Annotated in this window: 27 protein-coding genes; 7 read left to right on the top strand and 20 right to left on the bottom strand. The window is 64.7% G+C overall.

Annotated elements, in window-relative coordinates; all coding sequences use genetic code 11:
• The first annotated feature begins 29 nt into the window (after positions 1-29).
• Positions 30-554: a nitroreductase/quinone reductase family protein gene (locus tag AB0O58_RS20575; protein ID WP_032369841.1), complete on the top strand. Its 525-nt coding sequence runs from the start codon at positions 30-32 to the stop codon at positions 552-554.
• Here the strand turns inward: AB0O58_RS20575 and fgd are convergent, their stop codons facing one another.
• From fgd to AB0O58_RS20560, 3 genes are all read right to left on the bottom strand, one after another.
• On the bottom strand, positions 555-1,568 hold the full coding sequence (gene fgd / locus AB0O58_RS20570; protein WP_032369842.1) for a glucose-6-phosphate dehydrogenase (coenzyme-F420): 1,014 nt from the start codon (positions 1,566-1,568) through the stop codon (positions 555-557). It lies immediately after the preceding gene.
• A 63-nt stretch (positions 1,569-1,631) separates the two neighbouring features.
• A complete protein-coding gene (locus tag AB0O58_RS20565; RefSeq protein ID WP_027498497.1) occupies positions 1,632-1,964 on the bottom strand; it encodes a DUF202 domain-containing protein in 333 nt (110 codons plus the stop codon).
• A complete protein-coding gene (locus tag AB0O58_RS20560; protein WP_206497678.1) occupies positions 1,961-2,299 on the bottom strand; it encodes a hypothetical protein in 339 nt (112 codons plus the stop codon). The genes AB0O58_RS20565 and AB0O58_RS20560 overlap by 4 nt, the downstream gene beginning before the upstream one ends.
• A gap of 117 nt (positions 2,300-2,416) precedes the next feature.
• On the opposite strand from AB0O58_RS20560, the gene AB0O58_RS20555 reads away from it, so the two are divergent.
• A complete protein-coding gene (locus AB0O58_RS20555; RefSeq protein ID WP_032374718.1) occupies positions 2,417-2,710 on the top strand; it encodes a DUF222 domain-containing protein in 294 nt (97 codons plus the stop codon).
• A gap of 436 nt (positions 2,711-3,146) precedes the next feature.
• Here AB0O58_RS20555 and AB0O58_RS20550 read toward each other — a convergent pair whose 3' ends face one another.
• Positions 3,147-3,842 carry a GNAT family N-acetyltransferase gene (locus AB0O58_RS20550; protein WP_094643879.1) on the bottom strand — a complete coding sequence of 232 codons (696 nt, stop codon included), beginning with the start codon at positions 3,840-3,842 and terminating at the stop codon, positions 3,147-3,149.
• Between the two features lie 103 nt (positions 3,843-3,945).
• On the opposite strand from AB0O58_RS20550, the gene map reads away from it, so the two are divergent.
• Positions 3,946-4,716 (top strand): type I methionyl aminopeptidase, encoded by a 771-nt coding sequence (gene map, locus AB0O58_RS20545; RefSeq protein ID WP_032366687.1) that lies wholly within the window; start codon positions 3,946-3,948, stop codon positions 4,714-4,716.
• Positions 4,717-4,734: 18 nt separating this feature from the next.
• Here map and AB0O58_RS20540 read toward each other — a convergent pair whose 3' ends face one another.
• On the bottom strand, positions 4,735-5,148 hold the full coding sequence (locus AB0O58_RS20540; protein ID WP_080736226.1) for a GNAT family N-acetyltransferase: 414 nt from the start codon (positions 5,146-5,148) through the stop codon (positions 4,735-4,737).
• 279 nt (positions 5,149-5,427) lie between these two features.
• Here AB0O58_RS20540 and AB0O58_RS20535 point away from each other — a divergent pair, with 279 nt between their 5' ends.
• On the top strand, positions 5,428-5,907 hold the full coding sequence (locus tag AB0O58_RS20535) for a winged helix-turn-helix domain-containing protein (protein ID WP_032366689.1): 480 nt from the start codon (positions 5,428-5,430) through the stop codon (positions 5,905-5,907).
• 14 nt (positions 5,908-5,921) lie between these two features.
• Here the strand turns inward: AB0O58_RS20535 and AB0O58_RS20530 are convergent, their stop codons facing one another.
• The 5 genes from AB0O58_RS20530 to AB0O58_RS20510 form a co-directional block, all read right to left on the bottom strand.
• Positions 5,922-6,446, bottom strand: coding sequence for a hypothetical protein (locus tag AB0O58_RS20530; protein WP_027494251.1), 525 nt, complete (start codon positions 6,444-6,446; stop codon positions 5,922-5,924).
• Between the two features lie 54 nt (positions 6,447-6,500).
• A complete protein-coding gene (locus tag AB0O58_RS20525) occupies positions 6,501-6,716 on the bottom strand; it encodes a VOC family protein (RefSeq protein ID WP_157889861.1) in 216 nt (71 codons plus the stop codon).
• Between the two features lie 41 nt (positions 6,717-6,757).
• The gene (locus AB0O58_RS20520) at positions 6,758-8,104 is read right to left on the bottom strand and encodes an LLM class flavin-dependent oxidoreductase (protein ID WP_366238709.1); all 1,347 of its coding nucleotides are present in this window, start codon (positions 8,102-8,104) and stop codon (positions 6,758-6,760) included.
• Positions 8,105-8,116: 12 nt separating this feature from the next.
• Entirely contained in the window at positions 8,117-8,989 is an 873-nt protein-coding gene (locus AB0O58_RS20515) for an LLM class flavin-dependent oxidoreductase (protein WP_222090666.1), read from the bottom strand.
• 324 nt (positions 8,990-9,313) lie between these two features.
• On the bottom strand, positions 9,314-9,724 hold the full coding sequence (locus AB0O58_RS20510) for a nuclear transport factor 2 family protein (RefSeq protein ID WP_094715126.1): 411 nt from the start codon (positions 9,722-9,724) through the stop codon (positions 9,314-9,316).
• 126 nt (positions 9,725-9,850) lie between these two features.
• Between AB0O58_RS20510 and AB0O58_RS20505 the strand changes: the two genes are divergently transcribed.
• On the top strand, positions 9,851-11,665 hold the full coding sequence (locus AB0O58_RS20505; protein WP_366238708.1) for an FAD/NAD(P)-binding protein: 1,815 nt from the start codon (positions 9,851-9,853) through the stop codon (positions 11,663-11,665).
• A gap of 29 nt (positions 11,666-11,694) precedes the next feature.
• Here the strand turns inward: AB0O58_RS20505 and AB0O58_RS20500 are convergent, their stop codons facing one another.
• A complete protein-coding gene (locus AB0O58_RS20500) occupies positions 11,695-12,270 on the bottom strand; it encodes a TetR/AcrR family transcriptional regulator (protein ID WP_283315906.1) in 576 nt (191 codons plus the stop codon).
• A 108-nt stretch (positions 12,271-12,378) separates the two neighbouring features.
• Between AB0O58_RS20500 and AB0O58_RS20495 the strand changes: the two genes are divergently transcribed.
• Together AB0O58_RS20495 and AB0O58_RS20490 are read left to right on the top strand one after the other, a co-directional pair.
• Positions 12,379-13,398 carry an aldo/keto reductase gene (locus tag AB0O58_RS20495; RefSeq protein ID WP_366238707.1) on the top strand — a complete coding sequence of 340 codons (1,020 nt, stop codon included), beginning with the start codon at positions 12,379-12,381 and terminating at the stop codon, positions 13,396-13,398.
• A gap of 1 nt (position 13,399) precedes the next feature.
• The gene (locus AB0O58_RS20490) at positions 13,400-14,266 is read left to right on the top strand and encodes an LLM class flavin-dependent oxidoreductase (protein ID WP_032388992.1); all 867 of its coding nucleotides are present in this window, start codon (positions 13,400-13,402) and stop codon (positions 14,264-14,266) included.
• Positions 14,267-14,290: 24 nt separating this feature from the next.
• Here the strand turns inward: AB0O58_RS20490 and AB0O58_RS20485 are convergent, their stop codons facing one another.
• The 9 genes from AB0O58_RS20485 to AB0O58_RS20445 are packed head-to-tail and all read right to left on the bottom strand — an operon-like array spanning position 14,291 to position 24,632.
• The gene (locus tag AB0O58_RS20485; protein WP_366238706.1) at positions 14,291-15,226 is read right to left on the bottom strand and encodes an NADP-dependent oxidoreductase; all 936 of its coding nucleotides are present in this window, start codon (positions 15,224-15,226) and stop codon (positions 14,291-14,293) included.
• A 37-nt stretch (positions 15,227-15,263) separates the two neighbouring features.
• A complete protein-coding gene (locus AB0O58_RS20480; RefSeq protein ID WP_366238705.1) occupies positions 15,264-16,388 on the bottom strand; it encodes an LLM class flavin-dependent oxidoreductase in 1,125 nt (374 codons plus the stop codon).
• Entirely contained in the window at positions 16,385-17,125 is a 741-nt protein-coding gene (locus tag AB0O58_RS20475) for a DUF1684 domain-containing protein (RefSeq protein WP_366238704.1), read from the bottom strand. The genes AB0O58_RS20480 and AB0O58_RS20475 overlap by 4 nt, the downstream gene beginning before the upstream one ends.
• Positions 17,122-18,486 carry an NtaA/DmoA family FMN-dependent monooxygenase gene (locus AB0O58_RS20470; RefSeq protein WP_048317248.1) on the bottom strand — a complete coding sequence of 455 codons (1,365 nt, stop codon included), beginning with the start codon at positions 18,484-18,486 and terminating at the stop codon, positions 17,122-17,124. The genes AB0O58_RS20475 and AB0O58_RS20470 overlap by 4 nt, the downstream gene beginning before the upstream one ends.
• 2 nt (positions 18,487-18,488) lie before the next feature.
• On the bottom strand, positions 18,489-19,568 hold the full coding sequence (locus AB0O58_RS20465; RefSeq protein WP_366238703.1) for an LLM class flavin-dependent oxidoreductase: 1,080 nt from the start codon (positions 19,566-19,568) through the stop codon (positions 18,489-18,491).
• On the bottom strand, positions 19,561-21,159 hold the full coding sequence (locus AB0O58_RS20460) for an ABC transporter ATP-binding protein (protein ID WP_366238702.1): 1,599 nt from the start codon (positions 21,157-21,159) through the stop codon (positions 19,561-19,563). Before AB0O58_RS20460 ends, AB0O58_RS20465 begins: the two co-directional genes overlap by 8 nt.
• Positions 21,156-22,052 (bottom strand): ABC transporter permease, encoded by an 897-nt coding sequence (locus tag AB0O58_RS20455; protein WP_366238701.1) that lies wholly within the window; start codon positions 22,050-22,052, stop codon positions 21,156-21,158. The genes AB0O58_RS20460 and AB0O58_RS20455 overlap by 4 nt, the downstream gene beginning before the upstream one ends.
• Positions 22,045-23,025, bottom strand: a complete 981-nt coding sequence (locus AB0O58_RS20450) for an ABC transporter permease (RefSeq protein ID WP_048316449.1) — start codon at positions 23,023-23,025, stop codon at positions 22,045-22,047. The genes AB0O58_RS20455 and AB0O58_RS20450 overlap by 8 nt, the downstream gene beginning before the upstream one ends.
• Positions 23,022-24,632 carry an ABC transporter substrate-binding protein gene (locus AB0O58_RS20445; RefSeq protein ID WP_363799146.1) on the bottom strand — a complete coding sequence of 537 codons (1,611 nt, stop codon included), beginning with the start codon at positions 24,630-24,632 and terminating at the stop codon, positions 23,022-23,024. Before AB0O58_RS20445 ends, AB0O58_RS20450 begins: the two co-directional genes overlap by 4 nt.
• Positions 24,633-24,693 lie beyond the last annotated feature (61 nt).

The following is a 24,693-nucleotide window of genomic DNA, read 5'->3' as shown; positions in this document are numbered from 1 at the left end:
CCGAGCACAGTCGGGTTGTCCCATGAGCCATGGCCGAATCACCGTTTCCGGATGTTCGTTGGGGCAGCGAGACATCGTTCATCCGCAAGCCCGCCGTCAAGTTCGCGTCGACCAAGCCCGGTTCGTGGGTGATCAGAAACCTCGCAGGCGTCGACCGCTGGTTGTTGACCAAGTCGAACGGCCGATTCACCGTCCTCGGGCCGATCGCTGCCCCGGTGGTGTTGTTGACCACCACCGGACGCAAATCCGGTAAGCCGAGGACGAGTCCGCTGTTGTACTACCGGGAGGGTGATCGGATTTTCGTCGTCGGATCCAATTTCGGCCAACAACACCATCCGGCATGGACGTCGAATCTTCTGGCCGATCCGAAGGCCGTGGTGGCCATCGGCGGCAGGAAAATACCGGTGACGGCCACCCGAATCACCGGCGACGAGAAGGCGCGTATCTACCGACAGTTCGACGCGATGGTCGAGGTTTACGGCGAGTACGAAACCAGGACCGACCGAGACATGCGATTGTTCGCACTCTCGGCCGATCCCCGCACTTCGACGTAACTAGCCGAGCTTGCGCAGGCGCGGTGCCAGATCCTTCTCGAACAGCTCGAGGAAGCGCTTCTGGTCGTGTCCGGGCGCGTGGAACACGAGGTGGTTCAGGCCCGCGTCGGTGTACTGCTTGACCTTCTCGACGGCCTCGTCCGGGTCCGACGCCACGATCCAACGCTTGGCGACCTGCTCGATCGGCAGCTCGTCGGCAGCCTTCTCCATCTCCATCGGGTCGTCGATGGAATGCTTCTGCTCCGGCGTCAGAGACAGCGGAGCCCAGAAGCGACAATTCTCCAGTGCCAGTTCGGGATCGGTGTCGTAGCTGATCTTGATCTCGATCATCTTGTCGATCTCGCCGGCGTCACGCTCTGCCTTGCCTGCACCCTCTTCGACGGCCGGGAGGAGCTTTTCGGTGTAGAGCTCCATGCCCTTGCCCGACGTACAGATGAAGCCGTCACCCGCGCGTCCTGCATACCGCGCGACGACGGGTCCGCCGGCCGCGATGTAGACGGGGATGCCGCCCTCGGGGACGTCGTAGATCGACGCGCCCTTGGTCGTGTAGTACTCGCCCTCGAAGTCGACGCGATCGCCGAGCCACAGCTCGCGCATCAAGCGAACCGACTCACGCAGTCGTGCGAAACGCTCCTTGAACTCCGGCCACTCGCCGGTGAACCCGGTGGCGATCTCGTTGAGCGCCTCACCGGTTCCCACTCCGAGCATGATGCGTCCGGGGTAGAGGCAGCCCATCGTGGCGAACGCCTGCGCGATGACCGACGGGTTGTAACGGAACGTCGGCGTGAGCACCGAGGTACCGAGCTGGATCGTCTTCGTGCGCTCGCCGACGGCCGTCATCCAGGCCAGCGAGAACGGGGCGTGACCGCCCTCGTGACGCCACGGTTGAAAGTGGTCACTGACAGTCGCGGAGTCCATACCGTGTTGCTCGGCGAGAACACCGAGTTCGACGAGCTCCCGCGGCCCGAACTGCTCCGCCGATGCCTTGTACCCGAGCTTGAGACCCTGCGCCACGCCGAACTCCTGTCGTTGGTCGTCTAGTACTTCGATTGTGCACCTGTGGCGATTGGCGGTGTGCTACTGGATCCCCAGAACAGTGACCACCGCAGCCAATACTGCTACTGCGCCAATGCCGACCGCGAAGATCCACAGGTCCCGGGACTCGGGCATGGGCGCTCCGCTCTCGAGGGCGGCACGTACACGCATCCATCGCCGTAGTCCGATGACGGGTGCGGCGGCCGCGAGGCCGATGAGAATCAGACCTAGTGCAGTGCGAACCCAGCCGGTGCTGAATCCGGGAACCAGGTGAACGATTGCGATCCCGCCGGCGAGCAACCCGAGCGATGTTCTGAGCCAGGCAAGAAAGGTGCGTTCACTGGCGAGGGTGAACCGCTCGTCGGGGCGCGTCACGCTGGAGCGGTGATGCGTTCGCGGATGAGTCGGGCAACGAGTTCAGGATCGTCGGGGGTGAAGACCGGCGAGACGCGGCGGATGGTGAGCACCACTGCAGTGTCCTTCTTCGGACGCATGACGTCCAGCGGGAGCCACTGGTCGGTTGTCGACGCGCCCCACAGCCGCCAACGTCCGTTCCAGTTGCCCAGCACGGCGGTGTCGACGGCGCGAATGTCGCAGTAGGGGACGAACTTCTCGATCCCGAACGGAAAGTAGTAGTGCCGCAACGTGACCCCGCTATCGTCCACGCGCACGAGACCGTCGTCGTAGTGGGCCGTGGATGTTGTTCGCATAGTTAACGGTAGGCCTGCTCGGGACGCTCTCGCAACCGTGATCTCGAAACCTGTCGGTGGGTCGAGATACTCTTTCTTCGGTTCGAACGCACGTTCTGAACTGGGGGTCACCGGGGGGTGAAAAATGGCTGCACCAGTGCCGCGCGGGAAGAGAATCGGCATGCGGCCCGAAAGATCGCTGCCTGCTACGACTTCCACCTCACCTGCATCGCGCAGGATGCGAAGCATCGGCAGTACAGCCGGTACGGACGCACCGAAATGGCACTCGCGTTGAGCTGCTCCGCCACCGTCGCCGAAGCGTACGTGTCCGTCGGCGTGGCCCTGCATACCCGGCTTCCTCTGCTGAAAGCCGCATTCGAGGCCGGTGACATCGACCTCCCCCGCGCGACCCACTCACCGACCGAGCCCTGATCTACAGACCCGACGCCCTCACCACCGCCGCCGTACGACTACGCGATCGCCACTGCCGCTTCCCCGGCTGCCACCGACCCGCCACACGCTGCCAACTCGACCACGTCAACCCGTTCGACCACGCCAATCCCCTCGGCGGCGGCTGGACCACCGTCAACAACCTCCAATGCCTCTGCGAATACCACCACAGCGTCAAAACCGCAGGCTACTGGACCGCCGTCATACTCCCCGGCGGCGCCATCCTGTGGACCTCCACCTCGAAGACCACCCGAATCACCCTGCCAGCCAACGGAACAGCCGTACCCATCATCGGCAACGACCTCCGGCCGTACATCCCCACCAAACCCAGACGATCAGGCGTCATCGCCTACCCCGACAACCCGACCCCCGAGCCAGAACCGACCAACGAAGAAGACGAGGAGCCGCCATTCTGACCTCAGACGTCGGCCGCTCGTTCCGGCGTTCTCACCAGCGTCAGCTGCGAGGTCTGGCGCAGAGAGAATCCGATGGAGAGGTACAGCTCGATAGCGCGGATGTTCGTCGCGGCGGCATGCAGGAAAGGCTCGTCGCCTCGGGCCCTGATGCCGTGACCGACCGCGCGGACCAGCTCGGTGGCCAAGCCCTGTCCGCGATGAGCCGGGTCGGTACACACTGCGCTGATCTCGGTCCACCCCGGCGGACGCATGCGCTCCCCTGCCATCGCGATCAGAGCGCCGCCTCGTCGGATACCGAGATACGTGCCGAGTTCGCGGGTGCGAGGAAGGAACGGGCCCGGCTCGGTGCGTCGCACGAGATCGAGCATCTCGGGCACGTCGTCGGCTGTCAGTTCTACCGCCTCGGCCAACGGCCGAGTCTCGAGTTCGGTGCCCACGAGTTGAACGATCCCGAAGCTGTCGACCACGGACCACCCCTCGGGCACATCCAGCACCGGCCCCCGCAATCCCACGATGCTCCGCGGCCCGAACAGCACTGCGATGTCGTCCCAATCCCGTGGCTGCAGAACGTCGGGATGCGCCAGAAAGGGCGAGACCTGGGGATCAGCGCGAATCACTCGGCCGCGCGTGATCGCAAACCGCGACAGCGGACCACCGAGGGAGGTACGAATGGGATCGTCGAGAGGGTGAACAGACACGTCGGTCAGCGTCCCATGTCGGGCTCGGTCAGTTGCTCACGACCCACTCCGTCACCAATACTTATACCGGTATAGTTATTCGCATCGAACCGAAAGGCATTCCGTGATCGAAATCCTGCCCCCGAGCAAGATTCCCCTTGCCCGTGAAACCGGTGCACTCGTCGCCGAAATTCTCGAGACCGTCCGCGAACGCGCGACCGTCGGCACCAACCTGCTCGAGATCGACGAATGGACCAAGGACATCATCCTCGGGGCGGGGGCGACGTCGTGCTACGTCGATTACGCGCCGTCCTTCGGGCGCGGACCGTTCGGCCACTACATCTGCACGTCGGTCAACGACGCTGTGCTGCACGGTTTGCCGCACGACTACAACCTGGCCGACGGCGATCTGCTGACCCTCGATCTTGCCGTGATCCTCGGCGGCGTGGCATCGGACTCGGCCATCAGTTTCGTCGTCGGCGAGAACAAGCCGGCAGAGAGCCTGGCGATGATCGATGCCACCGAACGAGCGTTGGCCGCGGGTATCGCCGCGGCACGTCCGGGCAACAAGATCGGCGATATCTCCCACGCCATTGGGACGGTTCTTCGTGAAGCCGGCTTTCCCATCAACGTTCAGTTCGGTGGTCACGGAATCGGATCGACCATGCATCAGGATCCGCACGTATCCAATACCGGCAGGCCCGGCCGCGGCTACGGCCTTCGCCCCGGCCTGATGTTGGCGCTCGAGCCCTGGGTGATGGCGGATACCGATGAGCTGGTCACCGACCCCGACGGGTGGACGTTGCGCAGCACCACCGGTTGCCGCACCGCGCACAGCGAACACACCGTCGTCATCACCGACAGCGGGGCCGAAATCATGACCCTACGTTCGTGATTCTGCGTCGGTAGTGAGTCACAAACGCTTCTCGAAAGTGTTGGAGAACGGCAGCAGTTCGTACGGCGAAAACACCGGGATGCGGGTGTAGCCGCTCTTCTCGTACAGCCGCACCGCGTCGGGCTGACGATCACCGGTCTGCAGAATCAAACGCCGCAATCCCTGGTCGCGGGCCGCATTCTCGGACGCCTGCAGCAGCGCGGTGGAGACTCCCGACCCACGGTGATCAGGATGAACGAACATTCGCTTCAGTTCGAGGTCGGGGCCGTTCCACCGCAGAGCGGCATGCCCGACGGCCTGCTCGACGTTCTGCGCATCGCACCGATAGACGACGAACGTGCGATGCACGTCGCCTTCGTTCACGGCATTGGCCTGCGTCTTCGCCATCAAGGCCGCTCGGTCCGCGTATCGGGGACCCACCTCCGATGCCATTGCTGCACGGAGCGATTCGGCGTCGGGATGGTTCCAGTCGACGGCGCGGGTGACGAGGTCTGTTCGGGACTGCGCTACATCGGTCACGCTCGATCGGACCACGCGTTACGGGCCGCCGTCAACCGCTGCAATCACGGTGAGTTTATTGCTGGTGCGATCAGTCGTCGTCGTGCACTGTGACAGCGTGAACACGAACTGTCGCTGCCCACGCTGACCATCCGACCTACCCACCGTCGACAGCACTTGTCACAGTCGACACTTGTCACAGGAGCCACAGCCATGAGCACCGAAGCGACCGTCGTTCTTCGCATCTCCGATTCCGGGACGTCATCCTTGCAGGGATTGACCCGACCGCAGTTGCACGCCCTCGCCGATGCTCTCCGCGTCGCCGCCAAAAGCTATGCACCACATGCCAAGATCCTGACGCGTTTCGACGTCCGGGTGAACGAACTCAACGCTCCCCTTGTCATCGACCTACCCGCGCGCGATGTGGTTCTCGCCGGCAAGAGCGTTCGGTTCAGCCACACCGAGTTCGAGATCTTCGCCTATCTCGCCCAGCATCCTCGTGTCGTGGTGAACAGATCCGAGCTGAGTGACTCGAACGGCGGCCGCAGTGTCGACGTCCATCTCTCCAGGGTGCGAACCAAACTCGGGCAGTACGGCCGACTGATCACGACGGTCCGCGGCACCGGCTACCGATTCGACCCCGAGCCCGGAATCCGCGTCATCACCGAGCCGTCGGTGCTGCGCAGCGCCTGAGATCAGTTACACGACTACCGCGTCAGTGCTGCTGTTCGACGTCGACGGTTCCGACGTACCACCACGAACACGAGCAACGCGACCAGAACCACCGCGATGATCGCGCCCAGTGCCGTCGCGCCGCGGAAGCCGGGTGCGCTGGTATCGAGGGTGCGTTCGCCGGCGTGGGCGGCATTGCTGGTACCCAGAACGATGGTCAGAGTCAGCAGGTTCGGGATGGCGGTGACGACTGCGAGAATCACCGATCCGATCGCCAACTGCTTTCCCGCCCTTCCCTTTCGGACCGACCACGCACTCCAGAAGAACATCAGTGGCGCGAACGTGCAGACGATTCCGAACAGCAGGCCCCACAGAATTCCCTTGGTGAACGTGCGATCCGCCAGGCTCTCGACGCGCAGGCTCCACCACCGCGGCAGGAACGCCGCCAGAACGAAGTAAGCGATCAACAGAAGAACGACGCCGGCACCGAGCAGGATGCCGCGCCGCTTCCAATTCGCCGAGCTGGTCGACGGTGCAGGCGTGGTCGGGTCAGCAGTCATAGGCCCATGGTAGAGCGTTCACGTTCCCATCGGACCCGACCCGAGACCTGATCGTTAGCTTCGACCGGAGATGCGGTCGAAGTCCAATCGAAAGCCCTCGGGAGCTCTCGCGTTGTCGATGACACAGAAGCGGTTGCCTTCCGTATCCGCCAGTACGACGAAATCGGCGCCATCCGGATACCGCCACTCGACGGTAGTCGCACCGAGGGACAGCAATCGCGTCACTTCCCGCTTCTGCCCCGCCGTATCGGGCGCTCCCAGAACCAGCACCTGATCAAGCTACCGCTTCCCGTCCGTCGCGTGACGTATTTTCACGACGCCCGTGCACGGTCGGAAGCAGCGTCACCGTCGAGGCCCAGGTGTCCCCGCAACGTCGTCGAGGTGTATTCGGTACGGAACACCCCTCGCTCCTGCAATGCCGGGACCAATTTGTCGACCAGATCGCCGATGGCGTCGCGCAAGTGGTACGGGTTGATGTTGAAGCCGTCGACCACACGGTGACGCACGAGGGCTGCCCAGTGGTCTGCCACTGCCGCAGGGGTTCCCGAGTGGAAGCGCGACGCCGGCGACACTTCGAGCACCAACTCTCGGATGGACAGCCCTTTCTCTTCCGAGAGGGCTCGCCATTGCGCGATCTGAGTCAGTTTGCCGGTCCGAGCGTCGATGGACAGCGTGCCGCGTGACGGATCCAGCTCGGCGTCCACCGGATCGATGTCGGGTAGTGGGCCCTCCGGGTCGTACGCCGAGAGGTCCTTGCCCCAATAGTGCTCGAGAAAGGCGATGGCTCGAACACCGTTGTGCGCGTTGGATCGAAGCCACCGAACCTTTTCTTCGGCCTCGGCTTCGGTATCACCGAGTACGACGGTCACCCCGGGCAAGATCTTCACGGCATCGGCGGGTCGGCCGTAGGCGACCGTCCGGGCACGAAGATCTTTGGCGTAGGCCACCGCTGCGTCGTAGGCGTTGTTGGCCGAGAAGACGACGTCGGCGTGCCGGGCTGCGAGGTCCCGTCCTCCCGGCGAATCGCCGGCCTGGAACAGCACCGGCCTACCTTGCCCACTGGACCGAACGTTGGGTGCCGCAACCGCTTCGAGCAGATCGGTGTGGGACTCCACAGGGGAACCTGCCCAGTACTGCTTCGCCAGTTCGACCACCTGGGTGGCGCGCTCGTAACGGCGTTCGTGCTCCAACCACCCTCCGCGCCTGAAGTTTTCACCCGTCCAGGCGTTGTCGGTGGTGACGATGTTCCATCCGGCGCGCCCGTCCGACAGCGCGTCCAGGCTGGCCAAACGACGAGCCAACTCCACCGGGATGCTGTACGTGGTGTTCTGGGTCGCGACAAGTCCGATGCGCTCGGTCACCGACGCCAGAGCCGCCAGTTGCGTGATGGCGTCGGGCCTGCCGGCGATGTCGGTGGAGAGAATGTCGCCACGGTTCTCTCGCACGCGTTGACCGTCCCCGAGAAAGAACGCGTCGAACAAACCGCGTTCGAGTGTGACGGCGACCTCGACGAACGTGTCGGTGGCCACTTGATCGGGGGCGTTCGGATCCTCCCAGACCGTCTGCGCGCCGATCCCTGGATAGAACACGCCCAGATGAATCTGCGCGTTCGGGTCGAACGGTGCGCCGGTGTCCGGGTGATGGTCGATGATGCCCATGACAGCTCTTCTCTACTCGTGCGCAGCCGCGGCGTAGCGGTTGACCGGACGCGGCAACCCCAGGTTCTCCCGCAGCGACAGTCCCGGCGTCGGTCGACGAATCAGATGTGCCGGTACCGCAAGCTCTTTCAACGCCGCACCACCGAGGTGCAGCCGGACGCCGTCGACGACACCGGCGAGGGCCTCGGCCTTCGACAGGTGGTCGATATCGGCGAACACCAGCGCGGCCCCGTCGCGGCGAGCGGCGTCGGCCTGCTCGCCGATACCGTCGCCGCGTACGAGTGCGACATCGAGCAGATCGGTGACTCCCAGGTCGGCGTCGCCGATGACGACCACCTGCCCCTGCGGCGGACGAGGAGTGATCAGTGGCCCTACGACGTCGAAGAATTCGCCCTCGAAACGCACGTGATGCACTCGCGCGGGATCGAGATACCGGCCGGACTCCGCGTCTCGAACGACGGCGTCGTCTTCCCACGAATCCCACAGCCGCCGAGCCACGTCGATGACGTCACGCACTTCGGCGGTGGTCTCGGAGCGGACCTCGGATCCGACAGCCGCGTGAGTGTCCGCGCTGTTGTCGGTGCCGACCACCCAGGCCCCGCGGCCGTGCGATGCGTGGTCCACACTCGCGAGTTGTGTTGCGAGAAAGAACGGTTCGGTCGTCAGAGTGTGGACCGTGGGAGCCAGGCCGAGGGTGGACGTGGTGGAGGCGACGAATGCCGCTCTGGTACCGGCGTCGAGTCGCTCTCGTGACGAGATCAGCGAGTCACCGAAGGTGACGAGGGTGAAGCCGGCGCGTTCGGCGTCGGCCGCGTTCTCCTTCAGGAGCGCGGGTGTCTCGTCGAACCCGTCGAGTTCGACGGCGAAGTACAACGTCTCGGTCATCCTCGGTTCAGCCCTTCGCGCTCATCGTGGTCCTGCTTCCTGTACCGACGATCTTCACCGGACGGCTCAACCACGAGTTCCGAAGTCCAGCGCCGCGGCGGTGCAGGCAGGGTGAGCTCCGAGTCGATCGATCAACGCCGCTGCCAGTGCTTTCAGCCAGGTCATACGTGGACCCTAGGTTCATCAGCTGTAGAGCACACCCGTTGCGATCACGCTGATTCGAACGACGTAGATGCCGGTACGTAGACGCGCAGTGTCAGCACGAGGTCACCGCTTTTGCGGGCCCGGACCACCTCTCTACTGTCCCCGATCAGGTCGTGCGACCTACGTCGACCTCCACGAGGACCCGGTTTCGCGCTCGAAGACCGGACGCACATTCACGGTGTCGTAGACGATGGACAGTGCAGAGATGCGTCCGTTCTCGTCGAGTTCGGCGACGTCGACCACGTCGAACGGGGCCGCCACACCCGAGGGCAGTCTCCAGTCGAAATGGAACCAGAACGTGACGAGTCGAGCGCCTTCGGACGTACGACCTTCGGCGACGCCCTTCGAGGTCAGCGTCGCACCCGAGGTGTCCGCGAAAAGCGCGCGATAGAAGTCGGATGCGGGCGTCGGTCCGTACAGCGGCGAGTGCACAACCGCACCGGGTGCGAACAGAGTCAGGACCGCATCGACGTCGGCCCGTCGAAGTGCATCGAGGTACTGCTCGACCAAGTGGTCCGCGGACGAGTTCATGGAGCAAGGGTAGCCGACCGCCAGGACGCAAGACATTCGCTCATCGTGATTTTTTGCCGCTGCAGCAACGACTTTCGGCGTGTGCATACTTGTCGTAGCGGGACAGTGTCAGATGGAGGGCCGCCGGTGAAATCGTTCACTATCGCCATTGTGGGTGCGGGTCCGCGCGGCACCGGTGTACTCGAACGATTGCTGGCGCGCCGGTCCGATGCGGAGCTGCACATCCACGTCGTCGATCCGTTCCCTCCGGGGGCCGGTCGCATCTGGCGTAGCAGTCAACCACCGTTGCTGTGGATGAATTCGGTGGCCGCTGACGTCACCATGTTCACCGACGACACCACCGTCGTCGACGGTCCGATCCGCCCCGGTCCGACGCTGGCGCAGTGGGTTCTGGAACATGCCCACACCCTGCGCCAGGACCCCGAATTGCGCGACGAACTGCGCGATTTCGGTCCGCATTCCTTCGCGTCGCGGACTCTACAGAGTCGCTACCTCAGCTGGGTGTTCGAGCACGCCGTTGCCGACACCGACACGCACGTTCACGTTCATCGAGCACGGGTGACGGACCTGACCGCCGACCAGGTACTGCTACTCGACGACGGATCGACCATCCGCGCCGATGCCGTGCTCTTGGCACAGGGACATCCGGATGCGCTTGCATCGCACCGTGAATCACAGCTCGATGAGTTCTCCCGAACCCATGGGCTGACGTACATCGGCCCCGGATACACCGCAGATCTGGATCCCAGCCGAGTGCCTGCGGGAGAACCGGTGCTGATTGCCGGGCTCGGATTGGCATTCATCGACTGGATGGTGTTGCTCGCGGAAACTCGCGGTGGATCGTTCGCCCGCAACGCGGACGGCGTGCTCGAGTACACCGCCTCCGGCCGCGAACCGATTCTCTATGCGGGTTCGCGGCGCGGAGTTCCGTACCACGCGAAGATCTCCTACGACATCGCCGCGGCGCGCCCGCCCCTCCCGAAGTTCTTCACCGCCGACGCCTTCCCCGGCCACGGCCCCCTGCACTTCCGCGACGAAATCTGGCCGCTCGCATCCAAAGAACTGGCCTGGGCTCATTACTACGAGTTGTTCACGGCCCACCCCGAGCGAACAGTCGGCTCCTGGCCGGAGTTCGAGATCGGATTCAGTGAAATCATCTGGAACTCCCCAGAACTCACCGTCTTCGTGGAGCAATTCGTTCCGAAGGACGAGGACCGCATCGATCTGGCACGGCTCGACAAACCCTTTGCCGGACGGCGTTTCGATGGACTCGACGAGGTACGTACCGAGCTGCAGACCTACATCGAGACGGACCTTCGTCGTCGAGCAGATCCCTACTACAGCTCGGATGCCGCCGTCTTCTCGGCGCTGCTCTCGGTGTACATGACCATCGGAGAGTTGTTGCGACGCGGGCGCATTCGGGCGCAGTCGGTCGCCGGCGATGTGGAAGGGTGGCTGCACTCGTTCTTCAGTTTCATCGCGAGCGGTCCGCCACCGGAACGACTCGAACAACTCCTGGCCCTCAGCCGGGCGAACATCGTTCACTTCCTCGGCCCCGATGTCACCTTCTCCCCGGAGAACGGGTCGTTCGTCGCCCGTAGCTCTGCACACGATGTGGTGGTGCACGCCGACACTCTGATCGACGCGCGCTTACCCGTCGCATCGATCGCCGCCGCCGGTGACGAATTGCTACGCACCCTCCATGCGCGCGGCGACATCACCGACATCCGCGCCACCGAGCACAGCGCAGCGAAAGTAGCAGTCGACGGGCGCTCTCGATTGATCACCGCGTCGGGAGAGGTTGCCGAGAACCGCTACGCGGTGGGTCCGTGGGTCGCCGGACACACGTGGTCGAGCGCCTTTCCGCGGCCGAGGACCAACGCCGGCTTCTTCCGACACAACGACCAGCTCGCGGCAGAACTACTGCGGCACAGCCGCTGAACCGTCGGTCGGCCGAACAACGGACCGGATCACGGCGCGATGCGCAGTCCGGCGATCAGCACCCGCGCCATCTTGCGCGGGTCGTAGCGGCTGTCCGTGGCACCGATGCACAGGTTGCCGACCGCCCGCATCAACTCCAATGCGGTCTGCCCCGGGGCGATCTCCCCCGAGTCCACAGCGGCGTCGAGCAATGACTCGCACACCGGAACCAGCCGGTTCAGGAAGTAGCTGTGCAAGGTCTCGAATCCGGCGCTGTCCGACTGCATGGCCTCGGCCAGACCGTGTTTGGTGACCAGGAAGTCGACGAACCGATCGATCCAGAGCACCAACGCCGCGTGCGGTGATTCGCGGCCGGCGAGAAGCTCCTGACCGGCGACGGCGCAGGCCTCCACCTGATGTCGGAAGACGGCGACGACGAGGTCGCCCCGCGTCGGGAAGTGCCGGTAGATGGTTCCCACGCCGACGCCGGCCCGCCTGGCGATATCGCGCACCGGCACTTCTACTCCCGACTCGACGAACGCAGCCGCCGCCGCGTCGAGCAGGGTCGCTTCGTTGCGCCTCGCATCCGCCCGCTTTCTGGGCTGCTCGGCTTCGGCCTCGGTCACTGTTCCTCCAGCCATCGACAAACGGAACAACGTTCCGTATGTTTGTTTACGGAACGTTGTTCCGCTTACTCGCAGAGTAACCCCTCCAGAGGCCACAAGGAGTTCCCCATGCAATACCGCACACTGGGACGCACCGGCGTCCAGGTCAGCACTCTCTCGCTCGGCGCGATGAACTTCGGTGCCATCGGACGCACCACGCAAGACGAGGCAACCGCGATCGTCGACGCCGCACTCGACGGCGGTATCAACCTCATCGACACCGCGGACATGTACAGCCAGGGACAATCCGAGGAAATGGTCGGCAAGGCGATCGAAGGTCGGCGCGAGAACATCGTGCTGGCCACCAAAGTGTTCAACCCCATGGGCGACGAACGCAATCATCAGGGCAGCTCCCGCCGCTGGATCGTCACCGAACTGGAGAACAGTCTGCGCCGACTCGGTACCGATCACGTCGACGTCTACCAGATACACCGCTGGGACTCCACCACGAGCGACGAGGAAACCCTCTCGGCGCTGACAGATCTGCAGCGTGCCGGGAAGATTCGATACTTCGGCTCCTCCACCTACCCGGCTTACCGAATCGTGCAATCGCAGTGGACCGCACGGGAGCACCGTCTTGGGCGGTTCGTCACCGAGCAGCCGCCGTACTCGATCCTGCAGCGCGGCATCGAATCCCACGTCCTTCCGGTCGCGCAGGAGTACGGAATGGGCGTTCTCGCGTGGAGTCCCCTGGCGGGCGGCTTCCTCTCCGGAGCCATCCGGGCCGGGCGCGAGGCCACCACCAACCGCGCGGCGATGATGCCCGAGCGATTCGGCACGGACACTCCCACGGGACGGGCCAAACTCGACGCCGTCGAGAAACTGGTCGGCGTTGCCGACGAAGCCGGACTGACACTGATCCAACTCGCACTCGGTTTCGTGACGGCTCATCCGGGAGTCACCAGCGCGATAGTCGGGCCGCGTACCGTCGAGCACCTACACTCGCAGCTCGCTGCCGCCGACACCGTCCTCCCGGCCGATGTCCTCGACAGAATCGACGAGATCGTAGCTCCGGGAGTCGATCTCGCGCCGGACGACAAGTTCGACACCCCGCCGGCACTGCTCGAAGCCTCCCTGCGGAGACGCTGACATGGTCAGCTACGGGATCATGACCCCTCCCCAGAACGTCTCCTACGCCGACCTGCTCCGGGTGTGGCGCGAGGCAGACGGCATTCCGGAAATCGAGCACGCGTGGCTGTTCGATCACCTCATGCCCATCGGCGGTGACCTCGACGGCCCGATCTTCGAAGGCTGGACCATGCTGTCCGCATTGGCCGCTCGCACCGAGCGGTTGCGATTGGGAATCATGGTCACCAGCAACCGCATTCGTCCACCCGCGATTCTCGCGAAGATCGCCGTCACGGTCGACACGGTCTCGGACGGGCGGCTGGACTTCGGCATCGGTGCCGGATCACGGCCGAGCGTGCCGATGGCGAGACGGGAGTACGACGGGAGCGGGCTGCCCTACAGCGACGCTGCGAACGCTGTTGCGCGACTGGGTGAATCGCTCACGGTGATTCGTAGGCTCTGGACCGAGAGCGAACCCTTCGACTTTCACGGCAGCCACGTCGACCTCGTCGGGGCGTTCCAGAATCCGAAACCGATTCAGCGACCGGGCCCGCCGATCGTGATCGGCGGCCGGGCGGCAGGAGTGCTGCGCCTCGTCGCCGAACACGCCGACGTATGGAACATTCCCGGTGGGGACCTGGCCGACGCACTGGACAGAGGCAGACTACTCGACCGGTACTGCGCCGAGATCGGGCGCGATCCAGGGGCGATCACCCGATCGATCGCTCTCGGGGTGTCGTTCGAAGAACCCGAGAGGTTGAGAAACGACATCGGCGACGCGGTGGCCGCCGGATTCGATCATGTCGTTCTCATCCTCCCCGGCCCCTATCCCGACGGCATCGCGCAGAGAGTGACCGAGGAGTTCATCGGTCCGAGTACGAGCTCGTGAAGCGTTCTGAGCCCCCGGTACTCGTCAAGGAATCAGGATGAACTTGCCGCGCGGGTGCGTCGACTGCAGCTCGGCGTGTGCTCTCGCCGCATCGGCGAGGGGAAACGTCTTGGCAACCGTGACCTCGAATACGCCTGCACCCGCCTGCTCCAACAGCACCGGGGATGCGAGGCGTCGACGCTCCATACTGACCGGCCCACCGACGGTGAGGAACCCGTCTGCCGAAGCTCGCCCGAAGGCGGCCGTGCTGACCAATCTCGCTCTGTCCGGTAGTAATTCGAGAGAGACGTCGACGGCCTCCTCGGTGCCCACCGTGTCGATTGCCGCATCCACCCCATTCGGTGCGGCTGCTCGTACCCGGTCGATCAGTCCGTCGCCGTATTCGACGGGCTCGACACCGTAGGACCGGAGCGCGTCGTGGTTCTGTTGGCGCGCAGTCCCGATGACGGTGGCCCCGCGCTCCAGAGCGAGCTGAACCACCACGGACCCGACGCCGCCCGCCGCCCCGTGCACGAGAACAGTGTCTCCGCTCGTGACATCGACGGATTCGAGTGCGTCGTAGGCCGTTCCAGCCACGGCGAGTACTCCCGCAGCAACGTTCCAGTCCAACGCTTCCGGCTTCTGGAACACGAACCGCGCAGGAACCAGAATCCTCTCGGCGTACGTACCGTTCTGGCCGGAGACAACCACCGCGTCGCCGACGGCGACAGGACCGACCGGGCCCTCGACGGTTCCTCCGACCGCCACCACGATGCCCGACGCCTCGCTGCCCAACGCAATCGGAAGCTTCGACCCGTCGGTACCGAAGGCGCCGCTGTAGCTCTTGTAGTCGAAGGGGTTGACGCCGATCGCCTTGACCTCGACCAGAACCTGGCCCTCGGATGGTTCAGGCAGCTCTCGTTCGACGATCTCGATGACGTCCGGTCCACCGTAGGACGCTGCAACTGCAACTCGTGTCATGCGCGGTACAACGGTCACCACGACGCAAATGTTCCGCTCAGATCCGCAGGCGCGGCAGTCCCCATTCCCTACCGAGCAATTCGTACGAGCGCAGCCGGTCCGCATGGTCGTATGTGACCGAGGTGAGCACGAGTTCGTCCGCATCGGTCGCTTCCTGCAGGGCGTCGAGCTTCACCGCGACCGTCGCCGCAGATCCGACGATCTGAGTGTCCACTCGATCAGCGACGAGCTCGTATTGCTCGCCGGTCAGCGGTGCCACGTTCTTCGGATCCGGGTACTCGATCGCACCTCGACCGCTGCGAATGCTGTGCACCCATTGCGGGAAAGACACTGCCAGCTCACGGGCCTGCGAATCCGTTTCTGCAACAACCACATCGGCCGACACCGCCACGTACGGCGAGGACAACCGGGCCGACGGCACGAAAGCACGGCGATACTCGTCGATCGCCTCGAGAGTCGTCCCCGGGCTGAAGTGATAACTCGCCGCGAACGGCAGACCGCGGGCACCGGCCTCACGGGCAGTCGGCCCAGCGCTGCTGCCGAACAGCCACAGCGCCACATCGGCCCCGACACCCGGGCGTGCCGTCAACGGCACCCCGTCGCGCTCGTAGCTACCGGCAAGCAGCGCAACAAGGTCGTCGAGTTGATCGACGAATTCCGAGACCTCAGCGTGCGGCTGCTGCAGCGCAGCCAGAGACGCAGCCAGCAGCGGGGTCGTTCGCGGGGTCGCCGCAGCGGGCGCCACTGGGAACAGTCCACCGTGTTCCGATGACACCGCGTGCTCGGGCGCAGCCTGCTGTGCACCGGTCAGGGCTGCTGCTCTGCGCTGCCCGGATCGACCCACACCAAGATCGATACGACCCGGATACAGCGCGTCCACCGTTCCGAAGGACTCCACTACGGCAGCAGCTGTCGTGAAACCGAGCTGGACCGCAGCCGATCCGACACGAATGCGATTGGTGGCAGCCGCAATCAAACCCACCAGTACGGCAGGCGCAGAACTGGCCGCAGCGACGAAGTGATGCTCGGCAACCCAGTAGCGCTCGTAGCCCCACTCTTCGGCCTGTCGTGCCAGATCGAGCGAATTCCGGAGCGCCTGAGCAGTGCTCGACCCAGCGCTGATCGGTGCCAGGTCGAGAACGGACAGCGGCACGCGCGTCATCCGGGCGTCTTCTCCCCTGCTTCGACAGCCACCGTCAGCCGGTTCTCCGCCGGCGCGACCGGGCACGTCGCGTAGTCGGTGAACGCGCACGGCAGGTTCGCCGCTCGGTTGAAATCGAGTGTCACGGAGCCATCCTCGGGTTCCGCCACAGCAAGGATCCGCGCTGCCGGGTACGTGGTGACCCCGCTCGTGGCATCGGTGAACAGAACCTTCAAACCAGTGTCGTTGCCGCCGAACGCAACCAACTGCTGGGCTGTACCGGCCAGCTCGAAATCGAGGGTGCCCACCGCAGTGTGGTGGTGTTCGAGACCCTCGACCACGGCACCTGTCGTCACGGTGACCGGGGCGTCGTAGGGCGTGAACGTGGCGCGGGCCACGAACTCCTCACTGGGCTCGAAGGCCGGTATTCCGTTGTAGGACTGCAGGGTCGAAGCTTTAGGATCGTGGACCCGTAGCGCCACCGCGCCGGTGCGGCGGATGACCTCGATACGGCGTTCACCGTCGCCGACGAGGATCCCGGGCGCACCCTCCACCGGATTCAGAGTCGTCACCCCGTCCACTCCCTCGACGGTCACCGAGTCCGCATCGGCCCGCCATCGGCCGGGCAGATCGGCAACGATCTCGAACTCGTCGGTCAGCCAATACAATCCGGTCAGCGACAACCATCCCAGTGGATCGCCGTAGGACGCTTCCCGGTCCGCGTGCCACTGCTTCCAGTCCTGCTCGAATTCGCTCACGATGCTCGCACTCCTTCACGCTGTTGGTACGGGTGACGCAGACCGAGGTGATCACGCAGCGTGTTCCCGGTGTACTCGGTACGGAAACTACCGCGATCCTGCAGCTGTGGGACGACTTTGTCGACGAACTCGTCGAGCCCGGCCGGCGTGATGTGCGGGACGAGGATGAACCCGTCGCACGCATCGTTCTGGACGTAGCTGTCGATGTCCTCAGCTACCTGTGCCGGCGTTCCGACGAACTGCTGCCGGGTCGTCACCGCGATGATGAGCTCCCGGATGCTCAGGTTCTCGGCCTCGGCACGCTCACGGTACTGCTGCGCAAGGGTTCTCGGGTCACCGTGGCGAGCGCGACCACGGGTGATGCTCACGTCACCACTCGGCTCGACGTCGGGCAACGGTCCGTCCGGGTCGTACTCGGACAGGTCTCGTCCCCACACCTGCTCCAGAAACGAGATAGCAGTCTTGCCGCTGACCTGCTGGTGCCGAATATGGTCGGCCTTCTCGGCTGCATCCTGGGCCGAGTCCCCGAGGACGAACGTCGCGGCGGGCAGCACCTTCAGGTCGGCGTGCTCGCGGCCGTATTTGGCCAACCTTCCCTTGACGTCGGTGTAGAACTTCTGCCCGTCCTCCAGCGTCCCGTGGATGGTGAAGATCGCATCCGCCTTGGCCGCACCGAACTCACGACCTTCGTCGGAATCGCCGGCCTGCAACAACACCGGGTGTCCCTGCGGACTGCGCGGCAACGTGAAGCGGCCCGTCACATCGAATTGAGGACCCGAATGCGAGACCGTGCGGATCTCGGATTCTCGGCCGAAGACACCTCGATCCCGGTCGACGACGAACGCATCGGACTGCCACGAATCCCAGAACTCTCGGGCGACGTCGATGATCTCGTTCGCTCGCACGTAGCGGTCGGCCCGGTCGAGGTAGCCACCGCGTCGGAAGTTCTCTCCGGTGAACGCGTCGGACGAGGTCACCATGTTCCACGCCGCGCGCCCGTCGGACAGGTGGTCCAGCGAAGAGAACTGCTTGGCGAGCTCGAAGGGCTCGTTGAACGTGGTGTTGATCGTCCCGGCGAGTCCGAGCTTCGTCGTCACCGATGCCAACGCGTTCAACACCGTGAGCGTGTCCGGACGGCCGACGACGTCGAGATCGTGAATCTTGTTGCGATGCTCGCGTAATCGCAGACCTTCGGCGAGGAAGAAGAAGTCGAACAGCCCACGCTCTGCGGACTCGGCCAGGTGGACGAACGAATCGAATTCGATCTGGCTCTTCGACGCCGGGTCGGTCCAGACGGTGGTGTTGTTGACGCCAGGGAAATGCGCGCCGAGGTGGATCTGCTTCTTGGTCCGCTTCGAGATCGTCACCGACTGTTCCTTTCGGGTGCTGCAAAACGATTTGTCGGACGAGCCAGGCCGAGGCGCTCGCGCACCGTCGCTCCGGTTCTGCTGTCCGTGGCCGGGAGTGTCTTCACTCCCGACGGAAGCGCGAGCGGCACGAGGGTGACCCCGTCCAGTCCCGCGGATTCGGCCGCTCCGAGTAGCAAGTTCAGCCCGGCGACGTCGCCCACGTACTGCAGCGATTGCGGCGTACGTACCCGGCCTGCCCAGTTGTCGAGCTGCGCCAATTCTTCGGCCGCGGTCTCCGACACCAAGGTCTCGACGTCGAGTAGCACGAACACGTCCACCGGGTCGCGGCCCTCGGCCACGACGGCCCGTCGAACACGCGCCGCGAGGGCAGCTGCGCCCTCGATCGAGTCTGCAGCAATCCGCACGATGTCCGCTCTGGCGGCCGCTACCGCGGTGGATTCGGCGGAGTGGGCGCGCACTGCTACCAGTGGCTGTCCTTGAGGTGACCTCGGCGTGATGGACGGCCCTTTCACCGAGAAGTGCTCACCTTGGAAGTCGATGTAGTGCAACTTGTCTCGGTCGACGAACCGACCCGTCGCAGCGTCTCGAATCTCGGCGTCGTCCTCCCAGCTGTCCCACAGCCGAGTGACGACCTCGATGGCCTCGTCGGCCTCCTGCCACAGGCTCTCTTCGTTCTGCTCGCCCTTACGCCCGAACAGTGCTGCCTGCTCCGCGCCGCCGGACACCTCGACCTGCCAACCTGCGCGACCGTGTGAGGCGAAGTCCAGACTCGCGATCTGCTTCGAGATATGGAACGGCTCGGTGTGGGTGACGGTGACCGTCGGGATCAAACCGATGCGTTCGGTGAGCGCAGCAGCCCGGGCTGCCACGGCAACCGCCTCGAGGGTCCGGGAAGCGAAGGAGTCTGCGAGGAAGACCAGATCGATCCCGGCCCGGTCGGCCGCGCGGAGTTGTTCGATCCAGAATGCCGCGGTGAACACTTCCTCGGCGCGAGAATCCTGTCGCCGCCACGCCTGTGGATGTGCGCCGGTTCCCCTCGGTTCGATTGCCGTGACGAAAAGCTTGTCAGACACCGGTACCCACTCTCTGTGTCGCTGTTCCTGGGATGGCCGCGAGCAACTCGCGGGTGTATTCCTGCTGGGGTTTGTCGAATATCGAAGCAGTGCTGCCATATTCGACGATCACACCCGACTGCATCACAGCCACGGTGTCGCTGATCTGGCGAACCACGGCCAGGTCGTGCGAGATGAACAGATAGCTCAGACCGAACTCGGATTGCAGATCGCCGAGCAGCGAAAGAATTTGTGCCTGCACCGACACGTCCAAGGCCGATACGGGCTCGTCGAGCACCACCACCTCCGGTGCCAACGCCAGTGCCCGAGCGATTGCGACACGTTGACGTTGACCACCCGACAACTCGGCCGGGCGACGCGCCAGGTGGTCACTGCTCAGAGCCACTTGGTCGAGCAGTTCCGCGGCACGCGCCGAGCGGTCTCGGGACGTCCCGATCTTGAACGCGTCCAGCGGTTCTCGCACGATCTCGCCGACGCGCAACTTCGGGTTCAGTGATGCGTACGGGTTCTGATAGACGATCTGGACTCGACGCCGCAGCTCCCGCCTCGCCGTGCCACGAAGGCCGGTGACATCGATTCCGTCGAACGTGACCGTGCCCGCGGAGGGTGTTTCCAGGCCGATCGCGATACGCGCCAGGGTGGACTTCCCCGAACCGGATTCGCCGACGACAGAGACGGTTCGACCCCGCTCGACCGTGATCGTGGCGTCTCGCACCGCATCCAGGTGAACGCCTCGTCCGATGGCGAAACGCTTCGACACCGACGAGACGGACAGAATTGGATCGCCCGCACCCGTCCTGGCCGGACGGAGCGTCGAGTTCAGAGACGGCGCGGCCGCGAGCAGCTTCTGTGTGTAGGGATGGGTGGGGTTCGCCAACACCTCTGCAGTCGGACCGGTTTCGACGATCTCACCACCACTCATGACGACCAGCCGGTCGGCGCGATCGGCCGCAACGCCCAGATCGTGCGTGATCAACAGAACTGCGGCACCCGTCTCGGCAATTCGGGCGTCCAGATGGTCGAGGATGCGTCGTTGCACGGTGACGTCAAGGGCGCTGGTCGGTTCGTCGGCGATCACCAGTTCGGGGCGGCACGCGAGAGCGATACCGATCAGTACCCGCTGCCGCTGCCCACCGGACAGGTCCTGCGGGTACTGGCGTGCCCGCACCTCGGGGTTGTCGAGGCCCGCGTCGGTGAGAATGCGGATCGCCTCGAGCTTCGCGGTACGCCGATCTGCCAACCCGTGCACACGCAGCACCTCGGCCACCTGGTCTCCGACGCGTACGACGGGGTTCAGTGAGGTGGTCGGATCCTGCGGGACGAGCCCGATATGCCGACCGCGCAAGCGATTCAGTGTCTTGTCCGACGCGGTGTCCAGGCGCCGGCCGTCGAAGGTCACCGAGCCACTTCGGATCCGACCGTTGCCGGCCAGCAAGCCGATGACCGCGTGGGCCGTGGTGGATTTTCCCGAACCGGATTCGCCTACGACGGCCAGTACCTCGCCGCGTTCGACGGTGAACGAAATTCCGCGCACGGCCGTCGTCGTGCCGTAGCCGACCGAGAGGTTGTCGACTTCGAGGATGGGGCTCATTCGGATCGCCTCTCGAGTGCGTGCCCGAGACGGTGCGCGGACAGCACGACTGCCACGATCACCAGGCCCGGTAAGGTGGTCATCCACCAAGCGGTGGCGAGGAAGTTCCGACCCTCGGAGATCAGCGATCCCCACTCCGGTGTAGGCGGAACAGCGCCGAATCCCAGGAAGCTCAACGCCGAGACCGCCAGGACCGCCATACCGAATTCGACTGCTGCGAGGGCAATCACGGGACCGTACGAGTTGCGGAGGATGTGTCGGCGAAAGACGTCGAACCATCGCACACCCGAGGCGTACGCCGCCTCGACATACAGCGATCGACGCACACGCAACACCTCCGACCGCATGACCCGGGCGAAGTTGGCGATGAGGGTGACCCCCACGGCGATGGCGACGTTGACGGTTCCGAAGCCGAGCGCTGTGACCAGGGCCAGCGACAGCAACAGCGTCGGAATCGAGAGCAGCACATCGACAATGCGCATCAGCACGGCGTCGACGAGGCCCCCGACTGCCCCGGAGATCAGGCCGACGATCGATCCGACGACCAGTGCGATCCCGACGGCGAGCAGTGTCGCGGTCAACGACAGGCCGGAGCCGTGCACCACGCGGGTGAAGACGTCACGGCCGATGTTGTCGGTGCCGAACCAATGTGCCGTACTGGGGGCCTGGAGCTTGTCGGCGGGCACGCCCACCAACGGGTCTCCGCTCGCGAACACGGAGGGGAAGAGTGCGAATCCCAGCGCGAGCAGCAGCACGAGCGCGGACAAGGCAAGCCACAGGTGCTTCAGGGCGTCCGTCAGAACCCGGCGACGCCGAGCTGTCGACGGCACCGGCTCTGCCTCGAGCAACGCCGCTGCCCGAACCTCGCGGTCACGAATCAGATTGTCAGACATGAGCTTTCTCCGGTTCCGCGACCGCGCGCGCAGGCTTGTACTCGCGCACGATGCGCGGGTCTATCAGCGGATACAGCAGGTCCACGGCCAGGTTCACCACAACGAACACCAGCGAGGTCAGCACCACGATGCCCTGTACCACCGGAATGTCCTGGGCCAATACCGAGGTCTGGGTCAGCCGTCCCACTCCGGCCCGCGAGAAGACCGTCTCGACGACGACCGATCCGGCGAGCAGCGTCCCCACCAACACACCCGCGATCGTGAAAGCCGGGATGGACGACAGCCGCGCTATATGCCGCGTTTGCACCCGTAGCCGCGAGACGCCCTTGGCGCGAGCAACATCGACGAACGGCTGCTTCCAGGTAGTCGACATGCTGGTGGCCAACACCTGAGCGATGACCGCACCGGTCGGCAATGCCAACGTGACCGCAGGCAACACCAGTGCAGCCGCTCCGGCGTCACCGAAGGCCGGGAACCACCTCAACTGGAACGAGAACAGTTGCAATAACAGCAGTCCCACCCAGAAGGTCGGTACAGCCACCCCGAGCGGCGGGAGTGCGAACAACAGATTTTTCAGCCACGGCGTTCGGGTGTACGTCGCGGCGTACGCCAGTGCCGACCCGAACACGACCGCCAATACCAGTGCGGTGCCTGCGAGGCCGAGCGTGCTCGGCACGGCATCGAGGATCGCCGTCGTCACCGGCTGTCCGGTGGCGATGGACAATCCGAAATCGCCCTGCACAGCCCCGGTCAGCGAATGCCAATACTGCACCCACACCGGCTGGTCCAAACCGTAGCGGGCCTGCAATTCTGCGACGGCCGCCGCGTCGACCGGTGTGCCCGAACCGGCAGAGTCGACAGCGAGACTGACCGGGTCCGAGGGCAGCAGGAACAGCACGCCGAACGAGATGGTGAACGCGGCCCACAGCACTGCCACTGCCTGCAGTACGCGCTGCCCGAGGTACCGGATCATGCGCTCAGCCAGGTATCGAAGAACTGCAGTCGAGCGGAGGCCTCGAACTTCAGGTCCTGCACTTTCGACGCCGCGCCGACGGCCTGCGACAGCTCGATGGTGGGGATCCACAGTCCGTTGTCGAGCACCTGCTGCTGAGCGGTGGCGAGGATGTCGTTGCGCGCCGTTGCATCGGTGGTCGAGAGCTGATCGGTCAGCGAAGCATCCAGATCGGGAATTGGGTTGCGCGCGTTCAGGTTACGTCCGTCGGCGGCGAACGTGGTGCGCAGAATGTCGCCGTCGGCGCGGGTGCTGTTGTAGTACGTGGAGTCGTAGTCCTTGGTGCCCTGACGTGCTGTCGCCTCGGACGTCGAGACCAACTCGAGCTGCAGGTCGACGCCCACCGCACGTAGCTGCTGCTGCGTCAACTCCAGGATCGCCTGGTTGCCAGCGAACACTGCGGAGTACATGACCTCGAAACTCAGCCTCTGCCCGTCCTTTTCACGGATTCCGTCGGCACCGGGAACCCAGCCGGCGTCGTCGAGCAGCGATTTCGACTTCTCGGGATCGTAGGTGACATCGGCGAGTTCGACGTAACCTGGGGTGGCGCTGGCCAACGTGCTTGTCGCCGTGCGGAAGTCGGGCCCGAGGACGGTATCGACGAGTTCCTGACGGTTGATCGCCGGTACCAGGGCCGTCCGGACGGCGGGGTCTTGTAGCGCACCGCGAGTTACGTTGGGCTGAATGCCGAACGGGACTCCCGGGTTCGAGGTGGTCAGAATTCGGCCGCCGGTCGCTTCGATCTGCGGAGCGTCCTGCGGCAACGCGTCGCTGACGGCGTCGAGCTGATCGGAGGACAAGCTTCCTGTGCGAACGCCCGACTCGGGCACGATGGTGAATTCGATGCGATCGAGATAGGCCTCGCCGGTGTGACCGAATACCGCTGAACCCCAGTTGTATCCGCTTCGCTTGGCCAGAATGACTGAACGGTCCTGCTGGTAATCCGCGTAGGTGAACGGTCCCGATCCGATATTGGTACCCAAGCACCGCGACTCGGCCGACTGCGCCGAGGTCGCGATAGATTGAACTCCGAGCTGAGGTGTCGAACTCGCCTGCAGGAACTGCGCATTCGGTGCTGCGAAGTCGATGCGCACCGTCGAGGGGTCGACCACCGTGGCGCTCTGATAACCGGTCAGATAGCTCGCCGCCAACGGTGCCTTCGCTGCGCCGAGGCCGATGATCGCGTCGAAATTCGCCTTCACCGCCGCCGCGTCGAGCACCGTGCCGTCACTGAAGGTGACGCCGTCCTTCAGCGTGAATGTGAAGGATTTCGCATCGGCACCCACGTCCCACCGCTCGGCCAGCCACGGTTCGATCTCACCGGTTTCGGGGTTCTGATCGGTGAGTGAATCGACGACCTGACGGGTGACGTAGATGGTCTGGTTGGTGCCGGACTGGGCGGGATCCGAGCAGGTCGGGGCCCCGGACAAGCCGTAACGCAGAGTTCCGCCGGGCTGGGCCGGACCGGCGTCGGCGGCCGTGGTGGCGGCACCACCGGCGCATCCGGCGAGGACTGTGGCCGTAGTGGCGATCAGGCCGGCCACCAGGAATGCAGGACGAGTGGACACGTAGGTGTCTCCGATATCTGGTCGATCGCGCGCACGATCCGCATCCGAGCTGGGTGTGCCC

Source organism: Rhodococcus sp. NPDC080181 (assembly GCF_040702225.1).
Taxonomy (GTDB): Bacteria; Actinomycetota; Actinomycetes; order Mycobacteriales; family Mycobacteriaceae; genus Rhodococcoides; species Rhodococcoides fascians.
This window is presented reverse-complemented; position numbering and strand designations above follow the sequence as displayed.

What these genes read in the sequence shown, in the direction of transcription:
- AB0O58_RS20575 (WP_032369841.1), top strand. Translation starts at nt 30, where the DNA reads ATGGCCGAATCACCGTTTCCGGATGTTCGTTGGGGCAGCGAGACATCG.
- AB0O58_RS20560 (WP_206497678.1), bottom strand. Translation starts at nt 2,299, where the DNA reads ATGCGAACAACATCCACGGCCCACTACGACGACGGTCTCGTGCGCGTG.
- AB0O58_RS20540 (WP_080736226.1), bottom strand. Translation starts at nt 5,148, where the DNA reads ATGGCATCGGAGGTGGGTCCCCGATACGCGGACCGAGCGGCCTTGATG.
- AB0O58_RS20535 (WP_032366689.1), top strand. Translation starts at nt 5,428, where the DNA reads ATGAGCACCGAAGCGACCGTCGTTCTTCGCATCTCCGATTCCGGGACG.
- AB0O58_RS20530 (WP_027494251.1), bottom strand. Translation starts at nt 6,446, where the DNA reads ATGACTGCTGACCCGACCACGCCTGCACCGTCGACCAGCTCGGCGAAT.
- AB0O58_RS20520 (WP_366238709.1), bottom strand. Translation starts at nt 8,104, where the DNA reads ATGGGCATCATCGACCATCACCCGGACACCGGCGCACCGTTCGACCCG.
- AB0O58_RS20515 (WP_222090666.1), bottom strand. Translation starts at nt 8,989, where the DNA reads ATGACCGAGACGTTGTACTTCGCCGTCGAACTCGACGGGTTCGACGAG.
- AB0O58_RS20510 (WP_094715126.1), bottom strand. Translation starts at nt 9,724, where the DNA reads ATGAACTCGTCCGCGGACCACTTGGTCGAGCAGTACCTCGATGCACTT.
- AB0O58_RS20495 (WP_366238707.1), top strand. Translation starts at nt 12,379, where the DNA reads ATGCAATACCGCACACTGGGACGCACCGGCGTCCAGGTCAGCACTCTC.
- AB0O58_RS20490 (WP_032388992.1), top strand. Translation starts at nt 13,400, where the DNA reads ATGGTCAGCTACGGGATCATGACCCCTCCCCAGAACGTCTCCTACGCC.
- AB0O58_RS20485 (WP_366238706.1), bottom strand. Translation starts at nt 15,226, where the DNA reads ATGACACGAGTTGCAGTTGCAGCGTCCTACGGTGGACCGGACGTCATC.
- AB0O58_RS20480 (WP_366238705.1), bottom strand. Translation starts at nt 16,388, where the DNA reads ATGACGCGCGTGCCGCTGTCCGTTCTCGACCTGGCACCGATCAGCGCT.
- AB0O58_RS20460 (WP_366238702.1), bottom strand. Translation starts at nt 21,159, where the DNA reads ATGAGCCCCATCCTCGAAGTCGACAACCTCTCGGTCGGCTACGGCACG.
- AB0O58_RS20455 (WP_366238701.1), bottom strand. Translation starts at nt 22,052, where the DNA reads ATGTCTGACAATCTGATTCGTGACCGCGAGGTTCGGGCAGCGGCGTTG.
- AB0O58_RS20450 (WP_048316449.1), bottom strand. Translation starts at nt 23,025, where the DNA reads ATGATCCGGTACCTCGGGCAGCGCGTACTGCAGGCAGTGGCAGTGCTG.